The 17789-nt window shown below is 67.2% G+C and carries 18 protein-coding genes; 9 read left to right on the forward strand and 9 right to left on the reverse strand.

From position 1 onward, the window contains the following. The coding region (locus tag EET03_RS30925; RefSeq protein ID WP_208649102.1) for a hypothetical protein at nt 1-227 on the forward strand (227 nt) is incomplete at its 5' end. Nucleotides 228-375: 148 nt separating this feature from the next. On the opposite strand, the gene EET03_RS20210 is transcribed toward EET03_RS30925, so the two are convergent. Both EET03_RS20210 and EET03_RS20215 read right to left on the reverse strand, forming a co-directional pair. After that, nucleotides 376-1551 carry a PPE family protein gene (locus EET03_RS20210; RefSeq protein WP_075540729.1) on the reverse strand — a complete coding sequence of 392 codons (1176 nt, stop codon included), beginning with the start codon at nt 1549-1551 and terminating at the stop codon, nt 376-378. A gap of 30 nt (nt 1552-1581) precedes the next feature. Continuing rightward, on the reverse strand, nt 1582-1881 hold the full coding sequence (locus EET03_RS20215; RefSeq protein WP_063470269.1) for a PE family protein: 300 nt from the start codon (nt 1879-1881) through the stop codon (nt 1582-1584). Nucleotides 1882-2613: 732 nt separating this feature from the next. Between EET03_RS20215 and EET03_RS20220 the strand changes: the two genes are divergently transcribed. Further along, the gene (locus tag EET03_RS20220; RefSeq protein WP_075540725.1) at nt 2614-3879 is read left to right on the forward strand and encodes an Rv1453 family transcriptional regulator; all 1266 of its coding nucleotides are present in this window, start codon (nt 2614-2616) and stop codon (nt 3877-3879) included. A gap of 37 nt (nt 3880-3916) precedes the next feature. Here the strand turns inward: EET03_RS20220 and EET03_RS20225 are convergent, their stop codons facing one another. The 4 genes from EET03_RS20225 to EET03_RS20240 form a co-directional block, all read right to left on the reverse strand. Then, nucleotides 3917-5320, reverse strand: coding sequence for an acyl-CoA synthetase (locus EET03_RS20225; RefSeq protein ID WP_075540724.1), 1404 nt, complete (start codon nt 5318-5320; stop codon nt 3917-3919). Between the two features lie 9 nt (nt 5321-5329). Next, entirely contained in the window at nt 5330-6130 is an 801-nt protein-coding gene (locus EET03_RS20230; protein ID WP_075540723.1) for an esterase/lipase family protein, read from the reverse strand. Nucleotides 6131-6133: 3 nt separating this feature from the next. Then, a complete protein-coding gene (locus tag EET03_RS20235; RefSeq protein WP_075540722.1) occupies nt 6134-7042 on the reverse strand; it encodes an alpha/beta fold hydrolase in 909 nt (302 codons plus the stop codon). A gap of 88 nt (nt 7043-7130) precedes the next feature. After that, a complete protein-coding gene (locus EET03_RS20240; RefSeq protein ID WP_099194238.1) occupies nt 7131-8588 on the reverse strand; it encodes an aldehyde dehydrogenase family protein in 1458 nt (485 codons plus the stop codon). Nucleotides 8589-8794: 206 nt separating this feature from the next. On the opposite strand from EET03_RS20240, the gene EET03_RS20245 reads away from it, so the two are divergent. The 5 genes from EET03_RS20245 to EET03_RS20265 are packed head-to-tail and all read left to right on the forward strand — an operon-like array spanning nt 8795 to nt 12009. Next, nucleotides 8795-9337: an FAS1-like dehydratase domain-containing protein gene (locus EET03_RS20245; RefSeq protein WP_075540726.1), complete on the forward strand. Its 543-nt coding sequence runs from the start codon at nt 8795-8797 to the stop codon at nt 9335-9337. Continuing rightward, on the forward strand, nt 9337-9759 hold the full coding sequence (locus EET03_RS20250; protein ID WP_075540721.1) for a Zn-ribbon domain-containing OB-fold protein: 423 nt from the start codon (nt 9337-9339) through the stop codon (nt 9757-9759). The genes EET03_RS20245 and EET03_RS20250 overlap by 1 nt, the downstream gene beginning before the upstream one ends. Next, complete coding sequence (locus tag EET03_RS20255; RefSeq protein ID WP_075540720.1) at nt 9756-10199, forward strand: MaoC family dehydratase; 444 nt, start codon at nt 9756-9758, stop codon at nt 10197-10199. The genes EET03_RS20250 and EET03_RS20255 overlap by 4 nt, the downstream gene beginning before the upstream one ends. Further along, nucleotides 10196-11365 carry a lipid-transfer protein gene (locus tag EET03_RS20260; protein ID WP_099193695.1) on the forward strand — a complete coding sequence of 390 codons (1170 nt, stop codon included), beginning with the start codon at nt 10196-10198 and terminating at the stop codon, nt 11363-11365. Before EET03_RS20255 ends, EET03_RS20260 begins: the two co-directional genes overlap by 4 nt. Before the next feature lie 5 nt (nt 11366-11370). Then, nucleotides 11371-12009, forward strand: coding sequence for a TetR/AcrR family transcriptional regulator (locus EET03_RS20265; protein ID WP_075540727.1), 639 nt, complete (start codon nt 11371-11373; stop codon nt 12007-12009). Nucleotides 12010-12229: 220 nt separating this feature from the next. On the opposite strand, the gene EET03_RS20270 is transcribed toward EET03_RS20265, so the two are convergent. Together EET03_RS20270 and pruA are read right to left on the reverse strand one after the other, a co-directional pair. Continuing rightward, nucleotides 12230-13189 (reverse strand): proline dehydrogenase family protein, encoded by a 960-nt coding sequence (locus EET03_RS20270; protein WP_075540718.1) that lies wholly within the window; start codon nt 13187-13189, stop codon nt 12230-12232. After that, nucleotides 13189-14820 carry an L-glutamate gamma-semialdehyde dehydrogenase gene (gene pruA, locus EET03_RS20275; RefSeq protein WP_075540717.1) on the reverse strand — a complete coding sequence of 544 codons (1632 nt, stop codon included), beginning with the start codon at nt 14818-14820 and terminating at the stop codon, nt 13189-13191. The genes EET03_RS20270 and pruA overlap by 1 nt, the downstream gene beginning before the upstream one ends. Before the next feature lie 84 nt (nt 14821-14904). Between pruA and EET03_RS20280 the strand changes: the two genes are divergently transcribed. Together EET03_RS20280 and stf0 are read left to right on the forward strand one after the other, a co-directional pair. Then, nucleotides 14905-16497 carry a PucR family transcriptional regulator gene (locus EET03_RS20280; protein WP_075540716.1) on the forward strand — a complete coding sequence of 531 codons (1593 nt, stop codon included), beginning with the start codon at nt 14905-14907 and terminating at the stop codon, nt 16495-16497. A 51-nt stretch (nt 16498-16548) separates the two neighbouring features. After that, nucleotides 16549-17352: a trehalose 2-sulfotransferase gene (gene stf0, locus EET03_RS20285; protein ID WP_075540715.1), complete on the forward strand. Its 804-nt coding sequence runs from the start codon at nt 16549-16551 to the stop codon at nt 17350-17352. A 329-nt stretch (nt 17353-17681) separates the two neighbouring features. Here stf0 and EET03_RS31800 read toward each other — a convergent pair. Then, on the reverse strand, nt 17682-17789 hold a 108-nt coding region (locus EET03_RS31800; RefSeq protein ID WP_244232452.1), incomplete at its 5' end, for a hypothetical protein.

A 17789-nucleotide genomic window follows, 5' to 3' on the forward strand; every position in this document is an offset into this window, starting at 1 on the left:
ACGTGAATTCGTTCCACATCAGCAGCAACACGCTACTATTAGTGGCTACACTTTTCCTGCCGAGTCGCCACAAAACCCAGCTCAGCACCCCATTTCCCTTATTTACCAGCAGTAACTTCGGTCTAGATGTTCGGAATGTCCTTTATGCCCGGCTGTCAGCGACAAATCCGTTGCGCACCTCGGCTTGTCGCTCAAAGGCGGGCAAACCGGGTACCACCTCGGCCTGAGATTCGTGTGAAAGATGTGATTACCGCGCCCACGACTGACCGTTCCAGCCCACACCGGAGAGGACGCCCACATCGACGGGCCTCGTCGTCAATCGTCTGAGCATGCGTCTCGAAACGGCCAGCCACCGCGCGCATCGCGACTCAGCCGCTACCCTGCGGCCGGCGTCCGCGGCATGACATAGGGCCGCGGCGTGACCCGCAGCACGCCGCTGACGCCATTGCCGCCGCCGGCGTTGGCCAGTTGGCCCAGCGGCAACCCACCGAGCATGGGCGCGGGTCCGGTTTCGGCAGCGCTGGCCACACCGGCCAACGGCAATGCCCGGGCCGCCGGGACGACCGCCTGATTCGCCGCCGCCCACCCTTGCGGCACCGACAACGAGCCGGTCGATAGCGCCCGGCCCAAACCCGCCGCGACCCCTGAACCACCGATCCCGGAGGTCCCCAACCCGCTTCCCAGCGACCCCATGGCCCTGGCCCCCGATTCGACCGCGGATTCAACAGCCCTGGCGGCCGCCGGAGCCATGCCCTTCAACAGCGAACTCGCCGTGTTGGTCATCGACATGCCCGAGTTGAGCATCGACACGTGATTGTTGAGCATCGACACGATGTTGCTGATCGGCGACAGATGCGGCGAAATCGCCTTCCAGAGCTCCACCGCTGCTGTGAAGGGTGTGGTGCTTTGCGTGGGCTCGGCGAGTTGTTGCAGCGCCTGCGGCACCGCGGAGATCAGCTGATTCGCCGCGGCGGTATCGGTGGCCTCCTCGACCGCCGCGGCCTGCTGCACCAGCCCGCCGACATTGGTGATCTCCGGGGCCTCGTCGAACGGCGTCAGCGTCTCCGCCGCCACCGCCGCCGAACCCGCATAGCCATACATCGCGGCGGCGTCCTGAGCCCACATCTCGCCGTACTCGGCCTCGGTGACCGCGATCGCCGGAGTGTTCTGCCCAAAAAGGTTGGTCGCGATCAGCGTCAACAGCCGGATACGGTTTTCGGCGATCACCGCCGGCGGCACCGTCGTGGCAAAGGCCGCCTCGTAGGCCGTTGCCGCCGTCCGGACCTGGTCAGCGGTCAGTTCGGCCTGCGCTGCGGTGATACCCAGCCACGTCACGTACGGCGATGCGGCCGCGGCCATCAAGCCTGCCGACGAACCCCGCCACGGCCCGACCAACAACCCCCAGATCACCGACTGAACTGCGGACGCGGCGTTGTACAAATCGATAGCCACGCCATCCCAAACCTGCGCGGCGGCCAGGAGCGAGCCCGAACCCGGACCGGTGTACATCCTGGCGGAGTTGATCTCCGGCGGCAAAGCTCCGAAATCCATCTTCAGTCCCATTCTCCGCAACACCGTCAGTTACTGGGTGGCCGCGGCGTTGGCGGCTTCCGTGGCGGCATACGAACCGGCGCTCGCGGCAAGAGTGGCCACCAACTGGTCATGAATCGCGGCGGCCCTCGCGCTCACCGCCTGATAGGTGGCGGCGTGCGCCGCGAACTGCACCGCGACCAGTGCCGAGACCTCGTCGGCGGCGGGGGGCAACACACCCGTCGTCGGAGCCGCGGCAGCGGCGTTGCCGGCGCTCAGTGCCGCACCGACCGACCCGAGGTTGGCGGCTGCGGCCGCCAAGGCGTCTGGTTGTGCCGTCAGGAAGGACATGCGGTTACCTCCTCGAGAGGGCCGGGCACTCGCCCGGCAATGCAGGTTGATCGTCGGGTCACCGGTGGCCCACGCTCTCCGCCACGGATCGGGTCGGCGGTGATGAACTGGCGCTGATGATGGCGAACACCCAACGACGGCAACAGGTTAATCTCACCCGAACCGGCCGGCCGGAGGTGCAAAACGCACCAACGGGTCGGGCCGGCGGTGAAATCTTCCCAATGGGACCCGGCCGCAGGTGCAAAGTGCACCGTGGGTACAGCGCGACACTTTGTCCCGGACCGAGCCGCCGGCTCATCGCGGGTCAGCTATTGTACTGCGCCGCAACCCGTTCCAAACCGGGATGCTCTGTGAGCTCGGTTCTCGCGGCGGAGCCACGCCAATCGAGCCGTAGCCGAGATATATTCACCCTGAATTGAGCGGATCGGCACCGCCCCAACCGGTTTTGGTTGCCCGATCACCGTTTGCCTCCCGACGAGCATAACTGTCGGGTCCCGTCGGCCGGCCACCGCAACGGCCTTCCCAATGCACGCGGTCAAGTGCTTTCGCGCCCGCGCAACCAGCGGCTTCGCGAATCCGCAACTGCGGCCGTGTCGGTTACCACATCGGCGGCAAACGGACAAGGCACTACTGCCGTGAATGCGAGAGGGCAAGGGCGACAAACGGTTAAGTCCCGCCAGACAGCGGAAATCGATCACCTGTAGCACCAACTGCCGATCCTAGAATCAGCGTATGGTACGGCAACGACCCTCGCCGCGAATACGTGAGCTCATCCGAGAAGGAGCCCGGATCGCCCTCAACCCCGGCCCGGAATGGATCGCGGAGCTGGATCGTGCCACGGTCGCGGCCAACCCGGCCATCGCCGATGATCCTGTCCTGGCCAAGGTTGTCCAGAAGGCCAACCGCGCCAACCTGGTGCACTGGGCGGCGGCCAATATGCGCGACCCCGGCGCGCCGGTGCCGCCCAACCTCGGCGCGGAGCCGCTTCGCATGGCCCGGGACCTGGTGCGCCGGGGCCTGGACACCTTGGCGCACGACGTCTATCGAACCGGGGAATACATCGCCTGGCGGCTGTGGCTGCACATTGCGTTCGACCTCACCGCCGATCCGGCGGAACTACGCGAGCTTCTCGACGTCTCCGCCCGGTCGGTCAACGACTTCATCGAGGCCACACTTGCCGGCATCGCCGCCCAAATCCAGCTCGAACACCACGAACTCAACCGTGGCAGCCATGCCGAGCGCCTCGAGGTGGTCGGGCTCCTTCTCGAGGGCTCCCCGATCAGCCGGGAGCGCGCCGAGGCTCGGCTGGGCTATCCATTGAACCGGGCGCACACCGCAGCCATCATCTGGAGCGACGAGATCGACGGCGACCACGGCGATCTCGATCGTGCCGCCGACGCGTTCAGCCACGCTGTGGGCTATGCGCAACAGCTCACCGTGGTCGCCAGTGCGGCCACCCGCTGGGTGTGGCTGGCCGACGCCGCCGGCCTCGACATCGCCGCAGTCGAGCGGGCGCTGGACAACGCTGCCAAGGCACGCATCGCCATTGGAACCACCGCAACCGGGACCGGCGGGTTCCAGCGCAGCCACCTCGAGGCGCTGACCACGCAGCGCACCCTGATGCGACTGCAGTCCGGCCAGCGGGTGGCATTATTCTCCGACGTGCAGATGGTCGCTCTGGTCACCCAAAACCCGCAAGCGGCAAGCGAATTCATCTCCAGCACGCTGGGGGACCTGGAATCGGCAAGCCCGGAGCTGCAGACGACGCTGCTGACGTTCATCAACGAGCAGTGCAACGCCTCCCGCGCAGCCAAACGCCTCTACACACACCGCAACACCTTGCTGCGCCGAATCGAGTCCGCTCAACGACTGCTGCCGCGGCCCCTCGGCCGCACCTCCGTCGAGGTCGCCGTCGCCCTCGAAGCCCTGAGGTGGCGCGGCACCAACATCGGCAATCTGCCCGCACCCGCTCGTCACGGCGACGGCGTGCCGGCTTAGCCAATTCGAGGCCAATTCGAGGCCAATTCCAGCCGATTCAGCCTTCCGACAGCAATTGCTTCTTGAGCACCTTGCCCAGTGCATTGCGCGGCAGCGACTCCACGATCCGCACCTCACGTGGGCGCTTGTGGACCGAAAGCTGCGCAGCGACAAACTGAATCAAGTCATCCGGGTTGGCTGAGCCGACGACGTAGGCAACGATGCGCTGGCCCAGGTCCGCGTCGGGCAATCCGACGACCGCGACCTCCGCCACATCCGGATGCCCCAGCAGCACCGTCTCGATTTCGCCTGCGCCGATGCGGAATCCGCCCGACTTGATCAAGTCGACCGACTCTCGCCCCACGATGCGGTGCATGCCGCCGGCATCGACGACCGCGACGTCACCGGTGCGATACCAACCGTCGGCGTCGAAGGCTTCAGCAGTGGCATCCGGTCGATTCAGGTAGCCCTCGAACATCGTCGGGCCCTGAACCTGAAGCCTGCCAACGGTTTCGCCGTCATGCGGGACCGGGTCACAGTTGTCGTCGACCAGCCGGGTCTGCACGCCGGCCAGCGGCAGGCCCACCCAACCCGGGCGACGTTCGCCGTCGGCCCGGGTCGACACGGTGATCAATGATTCCGAGGCGCCGTAGCGTTCGATGGGCCGGTGCCCGCTGACCGCGACTAGCTTGTCAAAAACCGGCACCGGCAGTGCCGCGCTGCCGGACACCAGCAACCGCGCCGGTTTGAGCGCCTCGGCCGCAGCCTGGTCGGCCGCCACCCGCGACCACACCGTCGGCACCCCGAAATACAGCGTGCCGCCCGCCGCGGCGTAGCCCGCCGGCGTCGGTTTTCCGGTGTGCACGAAGCGATTTCCGACGCGCAGCGAGCCGAGCAGACCGAGGACCAGGCCGTGGACGTGATACATCGGCAACCCGTGCACCAGAACGTCATCGGCGGTCCACTGCCAGGCGTCGGCCAGCGCGTCGAGGTCGGCGGCGATCGCGCGCCGGCTCAACTGCACGCCCTTGGGCAGGCCGGTGGTGCCGGAGGTGTAGATCACCATCGCGACGGCATCGGGTGACGGCTCGGGATAACGGTGCCAGGACCGGGCGCGTAACCGGACCGGAATGTGCGGTAGCCCTTCGGTTTCGTCGGGTACCGGTCCCAGCCACGCCTGCGCGCCGGAGTCGGCCAGCATATGCCGACGTTCGGCCACGCCGACATCGGCCGGTACCGGGACGACTTGCACACCGGCGAGCAGACAACCGGTGACGGCCAGCACCGTGGCGGCGGTCGGCGTGGCCAGCACCGCGACCCGGTGCGCGCCGGCGACCCGCTCGGCCACCGAGGTTGCGGCGCCAAACAGGTCACTGCGGCTGAGCGTGACGCCGTCGATGCTGACCGCGTCGGCGAGGTCGGTGGCGGACAGGTCAGCGGGGTTCAGTGAGGCCAGCAGCACCTGAGCAGGCTACCCAGACCCGTCGGCGGCCGCAGCGGCGGTCTTCGACGATCCGGGAAACAGCGGCCGCAGCACCGCCGGCGCACGGAACGGGGTCCAGCTGCCCTGCGGTTGCGCCAGCCGGTCGGCGATGGCCCACACGGTCGCCGGATGGTGTCCGTAACCGATGTGGCTGGCCAGTACCGCGATGTTCTCGCTGCGCGGCCCGGGCGGATTGGTGCAGGTCTGCCAGGCGACCATGCCGTCGAAGCGCGAGTAGATCGCCGTCGTGGGGACCGGCATGGGTTCGGCTTCGGACTTCAACGGCAGCGCGTGCTGTTCGGAGTGCAGGTGGGCGTAGCGCTTGAAGCTGGGGGTCGCGCGCGTTTGGCCTGCGTCCTGCATGCGAAACGGGCTGCCGAGGGTGATCACCTGACGCACCGCCGACGGGTGACGGCGGGCCAGCGCACGCGCGAAGATGCCGCCCAGACTCCAGCCGATCAGGGTGAGCGGAACGTCGTAGCGGGCCTGCAGCTCCTCGAGGCGCAGTTCCATGCCGCGCACCGCTTCGGGCGTGGGGCCGATATTGCGGCCGAGGCCCCAGCCGTGGGCCCGATACCCGAGGCGGCGCAGCAGCCGCCGCAGCGTCCAGGTGGAACCGTCCCCGGCCAGCAGGCCGGGCAGCACCAGAACCGGGTGCCCGTCGCCGACCGGCAGCATCCGGCGCAGCGGCAGCACACTGACCAACTGCCCGTACTCCGCCACCGCACGCGGGATGTCGGTGAGGTAGAGCGCCAATGGCGGGGCGCTGACGGGTTTGGTCGTGGACATGGGTCAGCCCTCCTCGTCCCAGACCTTCATCATGGTCGCCAAGATCTCCTCGCCGCGGCCGAGCCCGGCGAGGTGGCTTTCTCCCGGAAGGTGGAACAGCTCGGCGTTGGGCAGGCGCGAAACGACGTGCTCTCCGTGGGAGAACGGGATGATGTGATCGTGGTCGCCGTGCCACCAGCGGACCGGGACCGTCACCTCCTCGAGCCGGAATCCCCAGTCCCGGGCGAACACGATGACATCGGCGAACGGCGCGGCCAGCTGTTTGCGGCTGCCGTTGAGCAGGTCGTCGAGAAACATCGCCTTGAACTCGGGACGGGCCAGCAGATGCCGGTCGGCCTGGGGTGACAGCAGCGCGTACACGTCCAGCGCCGGGGACGCGACCGGCCGGGCCGCCCGGATCAGCAGGCTGGCCGACAGCCGCAGCGGGCTACCGCCCAGCTTGAGCAACGGCGCCACCCGCACACCGAGGTTCATCACGCCGCCGCTGATCGCGTCGGGACCGTGCGTCGGTGCCACGCCGCCGAGCACCCCGGCGGCCACCACCTTGTCGGGCAGCCCGGCGGCGCAGGCCAGCGTGTAGGGACCCCCGCCGGACAGGCCGACGACGGCCATCTTCTCGATTCCGAGGGTGTCGGCGATGGTCCGCATGTCGTCGGCGAACGCGGAGATGGTCTCGTACTGGTGCGGTGTCGACGAGCCGATGCCGGGCCGGTCGACGCCGATCAGCCGGACGTTGTGGTGTTCGGCATAGACCCGGGCCTCGGTCGGGATCTGCCGGCGGGCACCGGGGGTGCCGTGCAGCCAGAAAACCGCACGTCCCTGCGGGGCGCCGAACTCGGCGAAACCGATCTGGCGATCCTCCCCGACCGCGATGTTTCCTTCGATCTTGGGACGGGCAATTGCGACGACCATCCCGAGAGCTTCGCATGCGAACTTTGCTCGTGACAATCCGCAATGGGTCCGGAATTGGTCCGGGATGGGCGGCTATCGCAGCGCCCCCTCAGGCGGGCATCCCGATCGCCTTGGGCTCCATGTACTGGTGCAGGCCGGCGATTCCGCCGCCCTCGCGACCCAGGCCGCTCTGCTTGAAACCGCCGAACGGCGCGTCGCCCGGACCGAAGCCGTTGACCGCGATCTGGCCGGTGCGGATGCGGCGCGCGACGCCGACGGCGCGTTCGGCGTCGGTGCCCCACACCGCGCCGGACAGGCCGTACTGCGAGTTGTTGGCGATTGCGACCGCCTCGTCGTCGTCGCGGTAACGCATGACGGTCACCACCGGACCGAAGACTTCCTCTTGGGCAATGGCGGCGTCCGGCGCGGCCCCGGTCAAAATCGTCGGCTCGTAATAGAAACCCGTTTCCAGCGCCGGCGGGCGCCGGCCGCCGGTGGCCAGGGTGGCGCCGTCGCCGAGCGCCCTGGCGACCAAACCCTCGACCCGCTGCCGTTGTTGCTCACTGATCAACGGGCCCATCTGGACCTCCGGATCGGCTGGATCGCCGATATTCACCTGACGCGCCAGCGCCACCAGCTGGTCGACGACGTCGTCGTGCATCGCGTCGGGCAGCAGCAGCCGGCTCTGCAGGATGCACGCCTGGCCGGCGTGCAACAGGCAGGACTCGAACAGCATCCGCTGCAGCAACTCGTCGGTCACCGCGGCGTCGTCGAGCACGATGCTCGCCGACTTGCCGCCGCACTCCAGCAGGATCCGCTTCATGGTGCCGGCCGCGGCGGCCATCACCTCCCGCCCGACCGCCGAACTGCCGGTGAAGCTGACCATGTCGATTCGCGGGTCGACGGCCAGCAGCTTGCTGGCCTCGATACTGCCGGGCGTGACGACATTGACCACCCCGGGCGGGATGTCGGTGTGCTCGTCGATCATCTTGGCCAGCGCCAACCCGGCCAGCGGGGTCAGCGGCGACGGCTTGAGCACGACGGTGTTGCCGGCCGCCAGGGCCCGGCTGAGTTTCATGACGTTGAGGCTGTGCGGGAAGTTCCACGGCGTCAGGATCGAGACCACACCCATCGGCTCGTGACACAGCACGGTGGCACCGGCGCCTACCGATCCGATCGGCTCCTCGCGCAGCGTGGTGGCGAGTTGGCCGGCGCGCTGCGCGATGAAGGACGCGCTGTCGACCTGCATTGATCGCTCGTTGGTCGTGCAGCCCCATTCGGACTGGGAGAGCGCGAAGAACTCGTCGGCGTGCTGTTTCAGCGCCTCGCCGAGCTGAGTGAGGCAGGCGGCGCGTTCCTGGTGGCTCATCGCCGGCCAGGAACCTTCGTCGAACGCGCGACGGGCGGCCTCGATCGCCTCGGCGACCTGGCCGACGCCGGCGTCCGGCGCGGTGGCGATCGTCGCGCCGGTCGATGGCGAGATGTCGTCGTAGCGGCCGTTGTGCGGTTCCACCCAGCGTCCGCCGATATAGAGCTGGTAGGTGTCGACAAGAGGTGATTCAGCCATCTGCATCCCTAAACCGCATATCGGTCATATCAACACCTGGTGTACACCGGTCGCAGTTCGGAGTCAACGAGTGCTGGCCCGAATTACCGGCAATTTCAGGCATATTGACAAGCAACGCGGTACCCGGGTAAACACAATTGGCGAACATCTTGTGTCGATGTGTCGGATTCGCTGGTTCTCTGATCGAACTGCAACGGGAGGGCGCCGTGGCGTCAGCCGAGTTCCGCGCCAAGTTGCGAGCTCTCGTCGGGCAGCACACCGGTGGTACCGGAAAACCGTTGGTGGCGCCGGATCCGGTCAATCAACCGATGATTCGGCACTGGGCGCATGCGCTCGACGACATGAACCCGGTGTATCTGGATCCGGAGTTCGCGGCCACGTCGAGGTTCGGCGGCATCGTGTCACCGCCGGTCATGCTGCAGACGTGGACAATGCCGGCGCCGAAGCTCGAAGGGATCCGGGAGCGGGGCGGAGCTCCGACCGAAATCACTTCCAATCCAACGGCATTCCTCGACGAGGCCGGCTACACCAGCACGGTGGCGGTGAACTCTGAGTTCGAGATCGAACGTTATCCGCGACTGGGCGACGTGATCAGTGCGATGACGGTGTACGAGGACGTCTCCGACGAAAAGAAGACCGCGCTGGGCACCGGCTTCTTCCTCACCTGGGTGACGACCTATGTCGACCAGCATTCAGAGGTGTTGGGCCGCCAACGATTCCGGGTCCTGCGATTCAGGCCGAAGCGCTGATGGCGGCGGCCCGGCCGGCACCGGCAATCAGCCCGGACACCGAGTTCTTTTGGCGCGGCCTGCGTGAGCACAAACTACTGATCCAGCGCTGCAACGGATGCACAGCACTGCGTCACCCGCCACGCCCCATGTGTCCCGGGTGCCGCTCCCTGGACTGGACTGCTGTCGAGTCGTCGGGCCGCGGCACCGTCTACAGCTACGTGATGCCGCACCAGCCGCGGTTCCCATTCTTCGATTACCCCTACATCGTCGTGCTGGTGGAACTGGCCGAAGGGGTGCGGCTGGTGTCCAATCTGGGTGAGATCGATCCGGCTGACGTCGTGGTCGGGATGCCGGTCGAGGTGTACTACCAGACCTTCGAGAAGGACCTGGTGCTGCACCAATTCCGGCCCGGCCCGCCAGTCACGGGAGAATCTCGATGACCGCGATCACTACTCTGAGATGGGCCGACGTGGCCGTCGGCGACGCGCTGACTCCGCTCGAAATCCCTGTCACTGCAACGGTTGTCGTCGCCGGCGCGATCGCATCGCGGGACTTCATGCCGGTGCATCACGACCGTGACTACGCCAACAAGCAGGGTTCGCCCAACCTGTTCATGAATATCCTGACCACCAACGGGTTGTGCGTCCGTTTCCTCACCGACTGGGCCGGGCCCGAGGCGATGGTCAAGAAGCTCTCGATTCGCCTTGGCGTACCGTGCTTTCCGGACGACCCACTGCGCTTCACCGGCAGTGTGACGGGCAAGTCGGCCGGCTCAGGTGGCGAGAACTTCATCGAAGTGACGTTCCAGGCCGCCAACAGCCTGGGCAAGCACGTGTCCGGCACCGCCATCCTCAGCTTGCTCGACAAGGCAGGTGCATGACCGGCTCGCTGGCCGGTGCCGCGGCCATTGCCGGAATCGGCCAGACCGAGTTCTCCAAGGAGTCCGGGCGCAGCGAGCTGCAATTGGCGTGCGAGGCGGTCAGCGCCGCACTCGACGACGCCGGTGTGGCGCCCGGCGACGTCGACGGCATGGTCACCTTCACCATGGACGCCAGCGACGAGATCGCCGTCGCGCGCAACGTCGGAATCGGCGACCTCAACTTCTTCAGCCGGGTGCCGCACGGCGGCGGCGCGGCAGCAGGGACGGTGGTACACGCGGCAATGGCGATAGCTACGGGCGTGGCCGACGTGGTGGTGTGCTACCGCGCGTTCAACGAGCGTTCCGGCCTGCGTTTCGGCGGCAGCGGGCGCACCAGCAGCGAAACTCCGCTGTTCATGGCACATTACGCGCCGTTCGGGTTGCTCACTCCGGCAGCGTGGGTCGCGCTGCACGCCCAGCGCTACATGTCGGCCTACGGCGTCAGCAACGAACACTTCGGCGCGATCGCCGTCGTCGACCGTGCCCATGCGGCCCGCAACCCCGATGCGTGGTTCTATCAGCGTCCGATCACCTTGGCAGACCACCAGAATTCGCGCTGGATCGTCGAACCCGTGCTGCGACTGCTGGATTGCTGCCAGGAAAGCGACGGCGGTGCAGCGCTGGTGGTGACCAGCGCTGCCCGAGCCCGGGATCTCCGGCAGCCGCCGGCGGTGATCACCGCGGCCGCCCAGGGCGCCGCCGCCGAGGGCGAGATGATGACCAGCTACTACCGCGAGGACATCACCGGCCTGCCGGAGATGGGGGTGGTGGCCCGGCGGCTGTGGCGGGATTCGGGTCTCAAGCCCGCCGACATCCAAACCGCTTTCCTTTACGACCATTTCACGCCTTTTGTGTTCGTTCAGCTCGAGGAGCTCGGTTTCTGCGGGCGCGGTGAGGCCAAGGACTTCGCCACCGTGGAGAACCTGTCGCTGGGCGGGGTGCTGCCGATCAACACCAACGGTGGTCTGCTGGGCGAGGCCTACATCCACGGCATGAACGGCATCACCGAGGCGGTTCGTCAGGTGCGCGGCACCTCCTGCAATCAGGTCGACGGCGTCGAACATGTCCTGGTCACGTCGGGAACCGGGGTGCCGACCAGCGGCCTGATTCTCGCGCCGGGCAGGTGATCTGGGTGCGGACGGCTCCTGCGGCGATCCAGGCGGGCGATACGCGCGAGCTCATCATCGGGGCGGCATACGCCTGTTTCCGCGAGCACGGACTGCAGAAGGCGACAATTGTCGACATCGCCAGGTTGGCGGGGGTATCCCGCAGCACCGTCTACGAGTACTTCCCGGACAAGGCAGCCATTGTCGAGGCCTGTGCCGAACATGCTTCCCACCAGTTCTACCGCGAAATGGCCCAGTCCATGAGCCGGGTGAGCACGTTAGAGGAAAAGTTTTGCTGCGCTGCGGTATTCGTTACCCGGGCGCGGCGGGCGATCGCGTCGGCAACGTATGTCGACGAAGACGCGATCAACCTGTTGCTGACCAAGGATGCCGCCGAGCTGCTGCGCGAAAGCATCGACTTCTTCGCGCCCTACCTCGCCGCGGCCAAGCTCACCGGCGAGGTACGCAAGGACCTCGATGTCGAGGCCGCCGGGGAGTGGTTCGCCCGCATCCTGTTCTCGTTGTTCACCACGCCATCGCCGATCCGCAATCTGGACGACCCCGATGCCCCTGAAGCCGTCGCCGATTTCGTGCGTGCGCATCTGGTACGGGGCTTCCGCGGTGATTGGCCGCGGTCTGCCCGGGCGGCGTCGAAGCCGCGCTGAGTGTGCGGCTGGCGGCGACGGGTGGGTGGCTGCGGCGTCGAGTGTGCGGCTGCGGCGTCGAGTGTGCGGCCAGGGCTTCGAGTGTGCGGCCAGGGCTTCGAGTGTGCGGCCAGGGCTTCGAGTGTGCGGCCAGGGCGGCCGAGCCGCAGAAAACCCGCCCAGTGGGCACACTCGACGCCAGCAACGCACACTCGACGCCAGCAACGCACACTCGACGCACTCAATGCGCCAAGGCACGCAGGAAAAACGCCAGGTTCGCCGGGCGTTCGGCCAGGCGTCGCATGAAATAGCCGTACCACTGGCCGCCGAACGGCACATACACCCGCAGCTGATTACCGGCGGCGGCCAGTCGCCGCTGTTCGTCGTCGCGGATGCCGTACAGCATCTGGTATTCGAAATCACCTGCGGTACAACGTACTTCAGCAGCCATGCCGCCGGCCGCGCCGATGATCGCCGGATCGTGCGACGCCACCATTGGATACCCGGAACCGGACAGCAGAACGCGCAGGCAACGAAGATAGGAGTCGGTGATCTCGGCGCCGTCCCGGTAGGCCACCGCTGCGGGCTCGTCGTAGGCGCCCTTGCACAACCGGACCCGGGCGCCCACCGAGGCCAGCTCCCGGCAATCGGCAAGCGTGCGCCGCAGGTAGGCCTGCACAACCGTGCCCAACCAACCGAAGTCGACCCGCAGGTCACCGGAGATCGACAAGGTCGAATCGGTGGTGGTGTGGTCTTCGGCGTCCACGGTGACCCATACCCCGACCTGCTCGGCCCGCTCGCAGATAGTGCGGGCATTGTCCAAGGCGATCTTCGGGCCGTCGCGATCCAGCGCCTGCCCCAGCGCCGACAGCTTGACCGACACCTCCAGCGGCCGCACACCGTCGAATGCCGTGTCCGTCCGCCGGCCCAGCGCGTCGAGCAGGTCGAGATAGGCCCGCACGGTGGCCGCGGCGCCATCGGTGTCGGTGACATTCTCACCGAGGTAGTCGATGCTGACATAACGTCCCGAAGCACGCAGCGCAGCAACCACTTCCAGGACGCTATCCAGCGTTTCACCGGGCACGAACCGGCGCACCACCCGTCGGGCCACCGACGAGCGCCCGGTCATGAGCCGCAACCTATCGGACCGTCCGGCCGCCAGCAGGGCCGGGCGCAGGGTGCGGGCGAACAATCGGGCCATCAGTCGGCAGCCATATGCGGGTAGTGGTGGTCGGTTGCCGGGACGAACGTCTCCTTGATGGTGCGCGCCGAGGTCCAACGCAACAGGTTCTGCGGCGAACCCGCCTTGTCGTTGGTGCCCGATCCGCGCGAGCCACCGAACGGCTGGCGCCCGACGACCGCACCGGTCGGCTTGTCGTTGACATAGAAGTTGCCCGCGGCGAACCGCAGCCGGTCTTGTGCCGTCAGCACCGCGCGGCGGTCGTCGGCGATGACTGCGCCGGTCAGCGCGTAGCGCGATCCGGTATCGACGACGTCGAGAATGCGTTCGTAGCGCCCGTCGGGATAGACGTGCACCGCCAGCACCGGCCCGAAGTATTCGGTCGCGAACGCCTCGTCGGTCGGGTCGTCGGACAGCAAAACCGTGGGACGCACGAAATAGCCGACGCTGTCGTCGTATTCACCGCCAACGGCAATCGTGACACCGGCCGCGCCTTTAGCCCGCTCGATCGCGTCGACGTTCTTGATGAAAGCGCGCCGGTCGATCAGTGCCCCACCATAGTTCGACAGGTCGGTGATGTCACCGTATTTCAGCTCGGCGACGGCGCCCAGGAAGGCATCACCCATCCGCTGCCACACCGAGTGGGCGATGAACGCCCGCGACGCCGCCGAGCACTTCTGGCCCTGATAGTCGAATGCTCCGCGAATCAAGGCGGTGGACAACACATCCGGGCGCGCCGACGCGTGTGCCACCACGAAGTCTTTACCGCCGGTCTCCCCGACCAGCCGCGGATAGCTCAGGTAGCGGCCGATATTGGCGCCGACCTGCTGCCACAGGTGGCAGAAGGTGGCCGTCGATCCGGTGAAGTGGATGCCGGCCAATCGCGGATCGGCCAGCGCCACCTCGGAAACCGCGAAGCCGTCGCCGGTGACCAGGTTGATCACACCCGGCGGCAAACCCGCGGCTTCGAGCAGTTGCATGAGCAGATAGGCCGATAAGGTCTGAGTGATCGACGGTTTCCACACCACGGTGTTGCCCATCAGTGCCGGCGCCGTGGGCAGATTGCCCGCGATGGAGGTGAAGTTGAACGGCGTGATCGCATAGACGAAGCCGTCCAGCGGACGGTAATCGGTGCGGTTCCACTCCCCTGGGCCGCTGATCGGCTGCTGGGCCAGGATCTGGCGGGCGAACGCGACGTTGAATCGCCAGAAATCCACCAGCTCGCAGGGCGCGTCGATCTCGGCCTGATACACCGACTTCGACTGGCCGAGCATGGTGGCGGCGGCGATCTTTTCCCGCCACGGTCCCGCGAGCAGATCGGCGGCGCGCAGGAACACCGCGGCACGCTCGTCGAAAGGCAGAGCGGCCCAAGCGGTTTTGGCGGCCATGGCGGCCGCGATCGCCGCCGCCGCATCGGCATGGTCGGCGTTGGTCAGGGTGCCCAGCCGCGCGGCATGCCGGTGCGGCGCGACGACGTCGATCGGCTCGCCGTCGCCCATCCGGTGCCGGCCGCCGATGACGTGCGGCAGGTCCATCGGATGATCGGACAGCAAGGCCAGCTCGGCGCGCAGCCGGGCGCGTTCCGGCGATTTCGGCGCATAGTCATGGACCGGCTCGTTGACCGGGACCGGCACTTGGGTAATAGCGTCCATGCCTGCCAGGTTCCCCGTCCGGAGACCGGAATCGATTGGCCGATACGACAGGAATTGCCATCACTACTAGTAGGATCTGACAATATGCGGGCGGCCGGTGTCGGATTGGGCCAATTACTCCTTGCCCTGGATGCGACCCTGGTCGGCCTGGTCGAAGCCCCGCGGGGGCTGGATCTCACGGTGGCCTCGGCGGCGCTGGTCGATTCCGACGATGTACGGCTGGGCCTGGCCGAAGCGGCGGGCTCGGCCGACGCCTTCTTTCTGCTCGGCGTCACCGACGACGAGGCGCTGCGCTGGATCGACGGCCAAGCTCGCGCGCCGGTGGCGATCTTCGTCAAGGACCCGTCCGACGCGGTGGTGGCCAAAGCGGTGCGAGCAGGGTCGGCGGTGGTTGCCGTGGAGCCGCGTGCTCGCTGGGAACGCCTCTACCAGCTGGTCAATCACGTCTTGGAGCATCACGGGGACCGCGGCGATCCCATGGACGACTCGGGCACCGATCTGTTCGGCCTGGCTCAGTCCCTGGCCGACCGAATCCACGGCATGGTCAGCATCGAAGACGCGCAGTCTCATGTGCTGGCCTACTCGGCGTCCAACGAAGACGCCGACGAGCTGCGTCGGCTGTCCATCCTGGGCCGCGCCGGCCCCCCCGAGCATCTGGAATGGCTGGCTCAATGGGGCATTTTCGATGCCCTTCGCGCCAGCAGCGAGGTGGTCCGGGTGGCCGAGCGCCCGGAACTGGCCCTGCGTCCGCGGCTGGCGATCGGGATTCACCAACCAGCAATCACCCCGCGGCGGCCCCCGGTGTTCGCCGGCGCGCTCTGGGTTCAGCAGGGCTCGCAGCCGCTGGCCGACGATGCCGAAGAGATTTTGCAGGGCGCGGCGGTGCTGGCCGCTCGGATCATGTCGCGGCTGGCGGCCCGGCCCTCCACGCACGCACGGCGGGTACAGCAACTGCTCGGGCTGGCCGATGGTGAACCGCTCGAGGTGGCCGCCATCGCGCGCGAACTCGGGCTGCCCGGCGACGGGAACGCCGCGCTGATCGGCTTCGACACCATTGCCGCCGAAAACCAACCAGCCCGGCTCACCGACGTCTTGGCGTTGAGCGCCAGCGCTTTTCGTCGTGACGCCCAGGTGGGGAGCAACGGATCGCGGATCTATGTGGTGCTGCCGCACACCGCGACGGCCCGCGCGGTCACCTCATGGGTGCATGGCACGGTCAGCTCGCTGCGCACCGAGCTGGGCGTACACCTGCGGGCCGCGATCGCCGCGCCGGTCGCGGGTCTGCGGGGGATCGCCGCGGCACGCACCGAGGTGGACGGCGTGCTCGACAGTGCTGTGCGCCACCCCATCTCGATAGGGCAGGTGACCTCGGTGGCCGAAGCACGCACCGCAGTCCTGCTCGACGAAATCGTCACGCTGGTCGGCACCCACGCGCGGCTGGTCGACCCGCGGATATCGGACCTGCGCACCCGCGATCCGGCGCTGGCCGAAACGTTACGGGTCTACTTGGACAGCTTCGGCGATATCGGCGCCGCCGCGCAGTCACTGCAGGTGCATCCCAACACGGTTCGCTATCGAGTGCGGCGGATCGAGAAGCTGCTGTCGACGTCGTTGGCTGATCCCGATGTGCGGCTGCTCTTTTCGCTGGGGTTGCGGGTGACCGAACGGTCTGGTTGACAGAAGCCGAATCACGCGCGGAGTCAGTTTTCTTCCGGATACTCTTTTTTCGTGGCAGACCGCCCGTCGTCATACCTGGTGTTGGCATCGCAGCGTAGCGGCAGCACGCTGCTGGTCGAATCGTTGCGCGCCACCGGCGTAGCCGGCGAACCCCAGGAGTTCTTCCAATATCTGCCGACGACGAGCCAGCCGCCGCAACCGCGGGAGTGGTTTGCCGCAGTTGACGACGAGTCGATCCTGCGCCTGCTCGATCCGCTGGACGACGGTAGGCCGGACCTCGCGCCGGCCGAGATCTGGCGCGACTACATCCGCACGGTCGGCAGAACGCCCAACGGTGTCTGGGGCGGCAAGCTGATGTGGAATCAGACCCCGCTGCTGGTGAATCGCGCGAGCGAGCTTCCCGAACGCTCGGGCGAGGGCCTCAAGGCGGCCATCCGCGACGTCGTCGGTGAGAACCCGTTCCTTGTCTATGTCTACCGTCCCGACGTCGTGTCGCAGGCGGTGTCGTTTTGGCGTGCGGTGCAGACGCGGGTCTGGCGGGGGCGCCCCGATCCGGTCCGCGACGCTCGTGCCGTCTATCACGCCGGGGCGATCGCTCACGTCGTCACCATGCTGCGCGCCCAGGAAGCGGGCTGGCGCAACTGGTTCGTCGAGGAGAACATCACACCGTTGGAGATCGCCTATCCGGTGTTGTGGCGCAATCTGACCGAACTGGTCGGCACCGTCCTCGAGGCGTTGGGGCTCGACCCGCGGCTGGCGCCCGCGCCGGTGCTGGAGCGGCAGGCCGATCAGCGTTCCGACGAGTGGGTGGACCGCTATCGAGCGGATGCCGAAAGGGACGGGCTGCCTAGCTGATGGCGGTCCGGCACATCGCCGGACTGCAACCAAGACATGGGCTGGCCAGCTCGATGGGTTTCGATGCCTCACACCATCTCGATGGGGCAACGTCGTTGCCATTCCGCATGATTCGATGTATCGCTATCTGCTGGTTGGCGTGAGCCGACCAGCGCCACCCGACTTGGCTCGAACTCAAGTCAGTGCGCGCGTCGGCGGGGATCTTGATGAGGGCCTCGGGTGTCGGGTCGGCGGTGGTGCGGGCTGTGACCATGGGTGTTGTTGGCGGGCTCGGGTGAGCGAGTTTCTTGATGCGCCAAGGTGTTTGGGTGAGCGGGCCGGCCGCCAACTCAGTTGTTTGATGGTGGTGGTTGGGGTTGGAAGGGGTCATACCACCACCAGTGGGCGCGTTCGCCGGTGGGCCCGGGGTACGGCGGTACCGCAGGTGGGGGTTGGGT

This window comes from Mycobacterium innocens (assembly GCF_900566055.1).
Lineage (GTDB): Bacteria > Actinomycetota > Actinomycetes > Mycobacteriales > Mycobacteriaceae > Mycobacterium > Mycobacterium innocens.

Coding starts and splice junctions, on each gene's coding strand:
- EET03_RS20210 (WP_075540729.1), bottom strand. CDS start 1,551: ATGGATTTCGGAGCTTTGCCGCCGGAGATCAACTCCGCCAGGATGTAC.
- EET03_RS20250 (WP_075540721.1), top strand. CDS start 9,337: ATGGCGGCGGCCCGGCCGGCACCGGCAATCAGCCCGGACACCGAGTTC.
- EET03_RS20280 (WP_075540716.1), top strand. CDS start 14,905: ATGCGGGCGGCCGGTGTCGGATTGGGCCAATTACTCCTTGCCCTGGAT.
- EET03_RS20255 (WP_075540720.1), top strand. CDS start 9,756: ATGACCGCGATCACTACTCTGAGATGGGCCGACGTGGCCGTCGGCGAC.
- EET03_RS20220 (WP_075540725.1), top strand. CDS start 2,614: ATGGTACGGCAACGACCCTCGCCGCGAATACGTGAGCTCATCCGAGAA.
- EET03_RS20260 (WP_099193695.1), top strand. CDS start 10,196: ATGACCGGCTCGCTGGCCGGTGCCGCGGCCATTGCCGGAATCGGCCAG.
- EET03_RS20240 (WP_099194238.1), bottom strand. CDS start 8,588: ATGGCTGAATCACCTCTTGTCGACACCTACCAGCTCTATATCGGCGGA.
- EET03_RS20230 (WP_075540723.1), bottom strand. CDS start 6,130: ATGTCCACGACCAAACCCGTCAGCGCCCCGCCATTGGCGCTCTACCTC.
- EET03_RS20215 (WP_063470269.1), bottom strand. CDS start 1,881: ATGTCCTTCCTGACGGCACAACCAGACGCCTTGGCGGCCGCAGCCGCC.
- EET03_RS20235 (WP_075540722.1), bottom strand. CDS start 7,042: ATGGTCGTCGCAATTGCCCGTCCCAAGATCGAAGGAAACATCGCGGTC.
- EET03_RS20270 (WP_075540718.1), bottom strand. CDS start 13,189: ATGGCCCGATTGTTCGCCCGCACCCTGCGCCCGGCCCTGCTGGCGGCC.
- pruA (WP_075540717.1), bottom strand. CDS start 14,820: ATGGACGCTATTACCCAAGTGCCGGTCCCGGTCAACGAGCCGGTCCAT.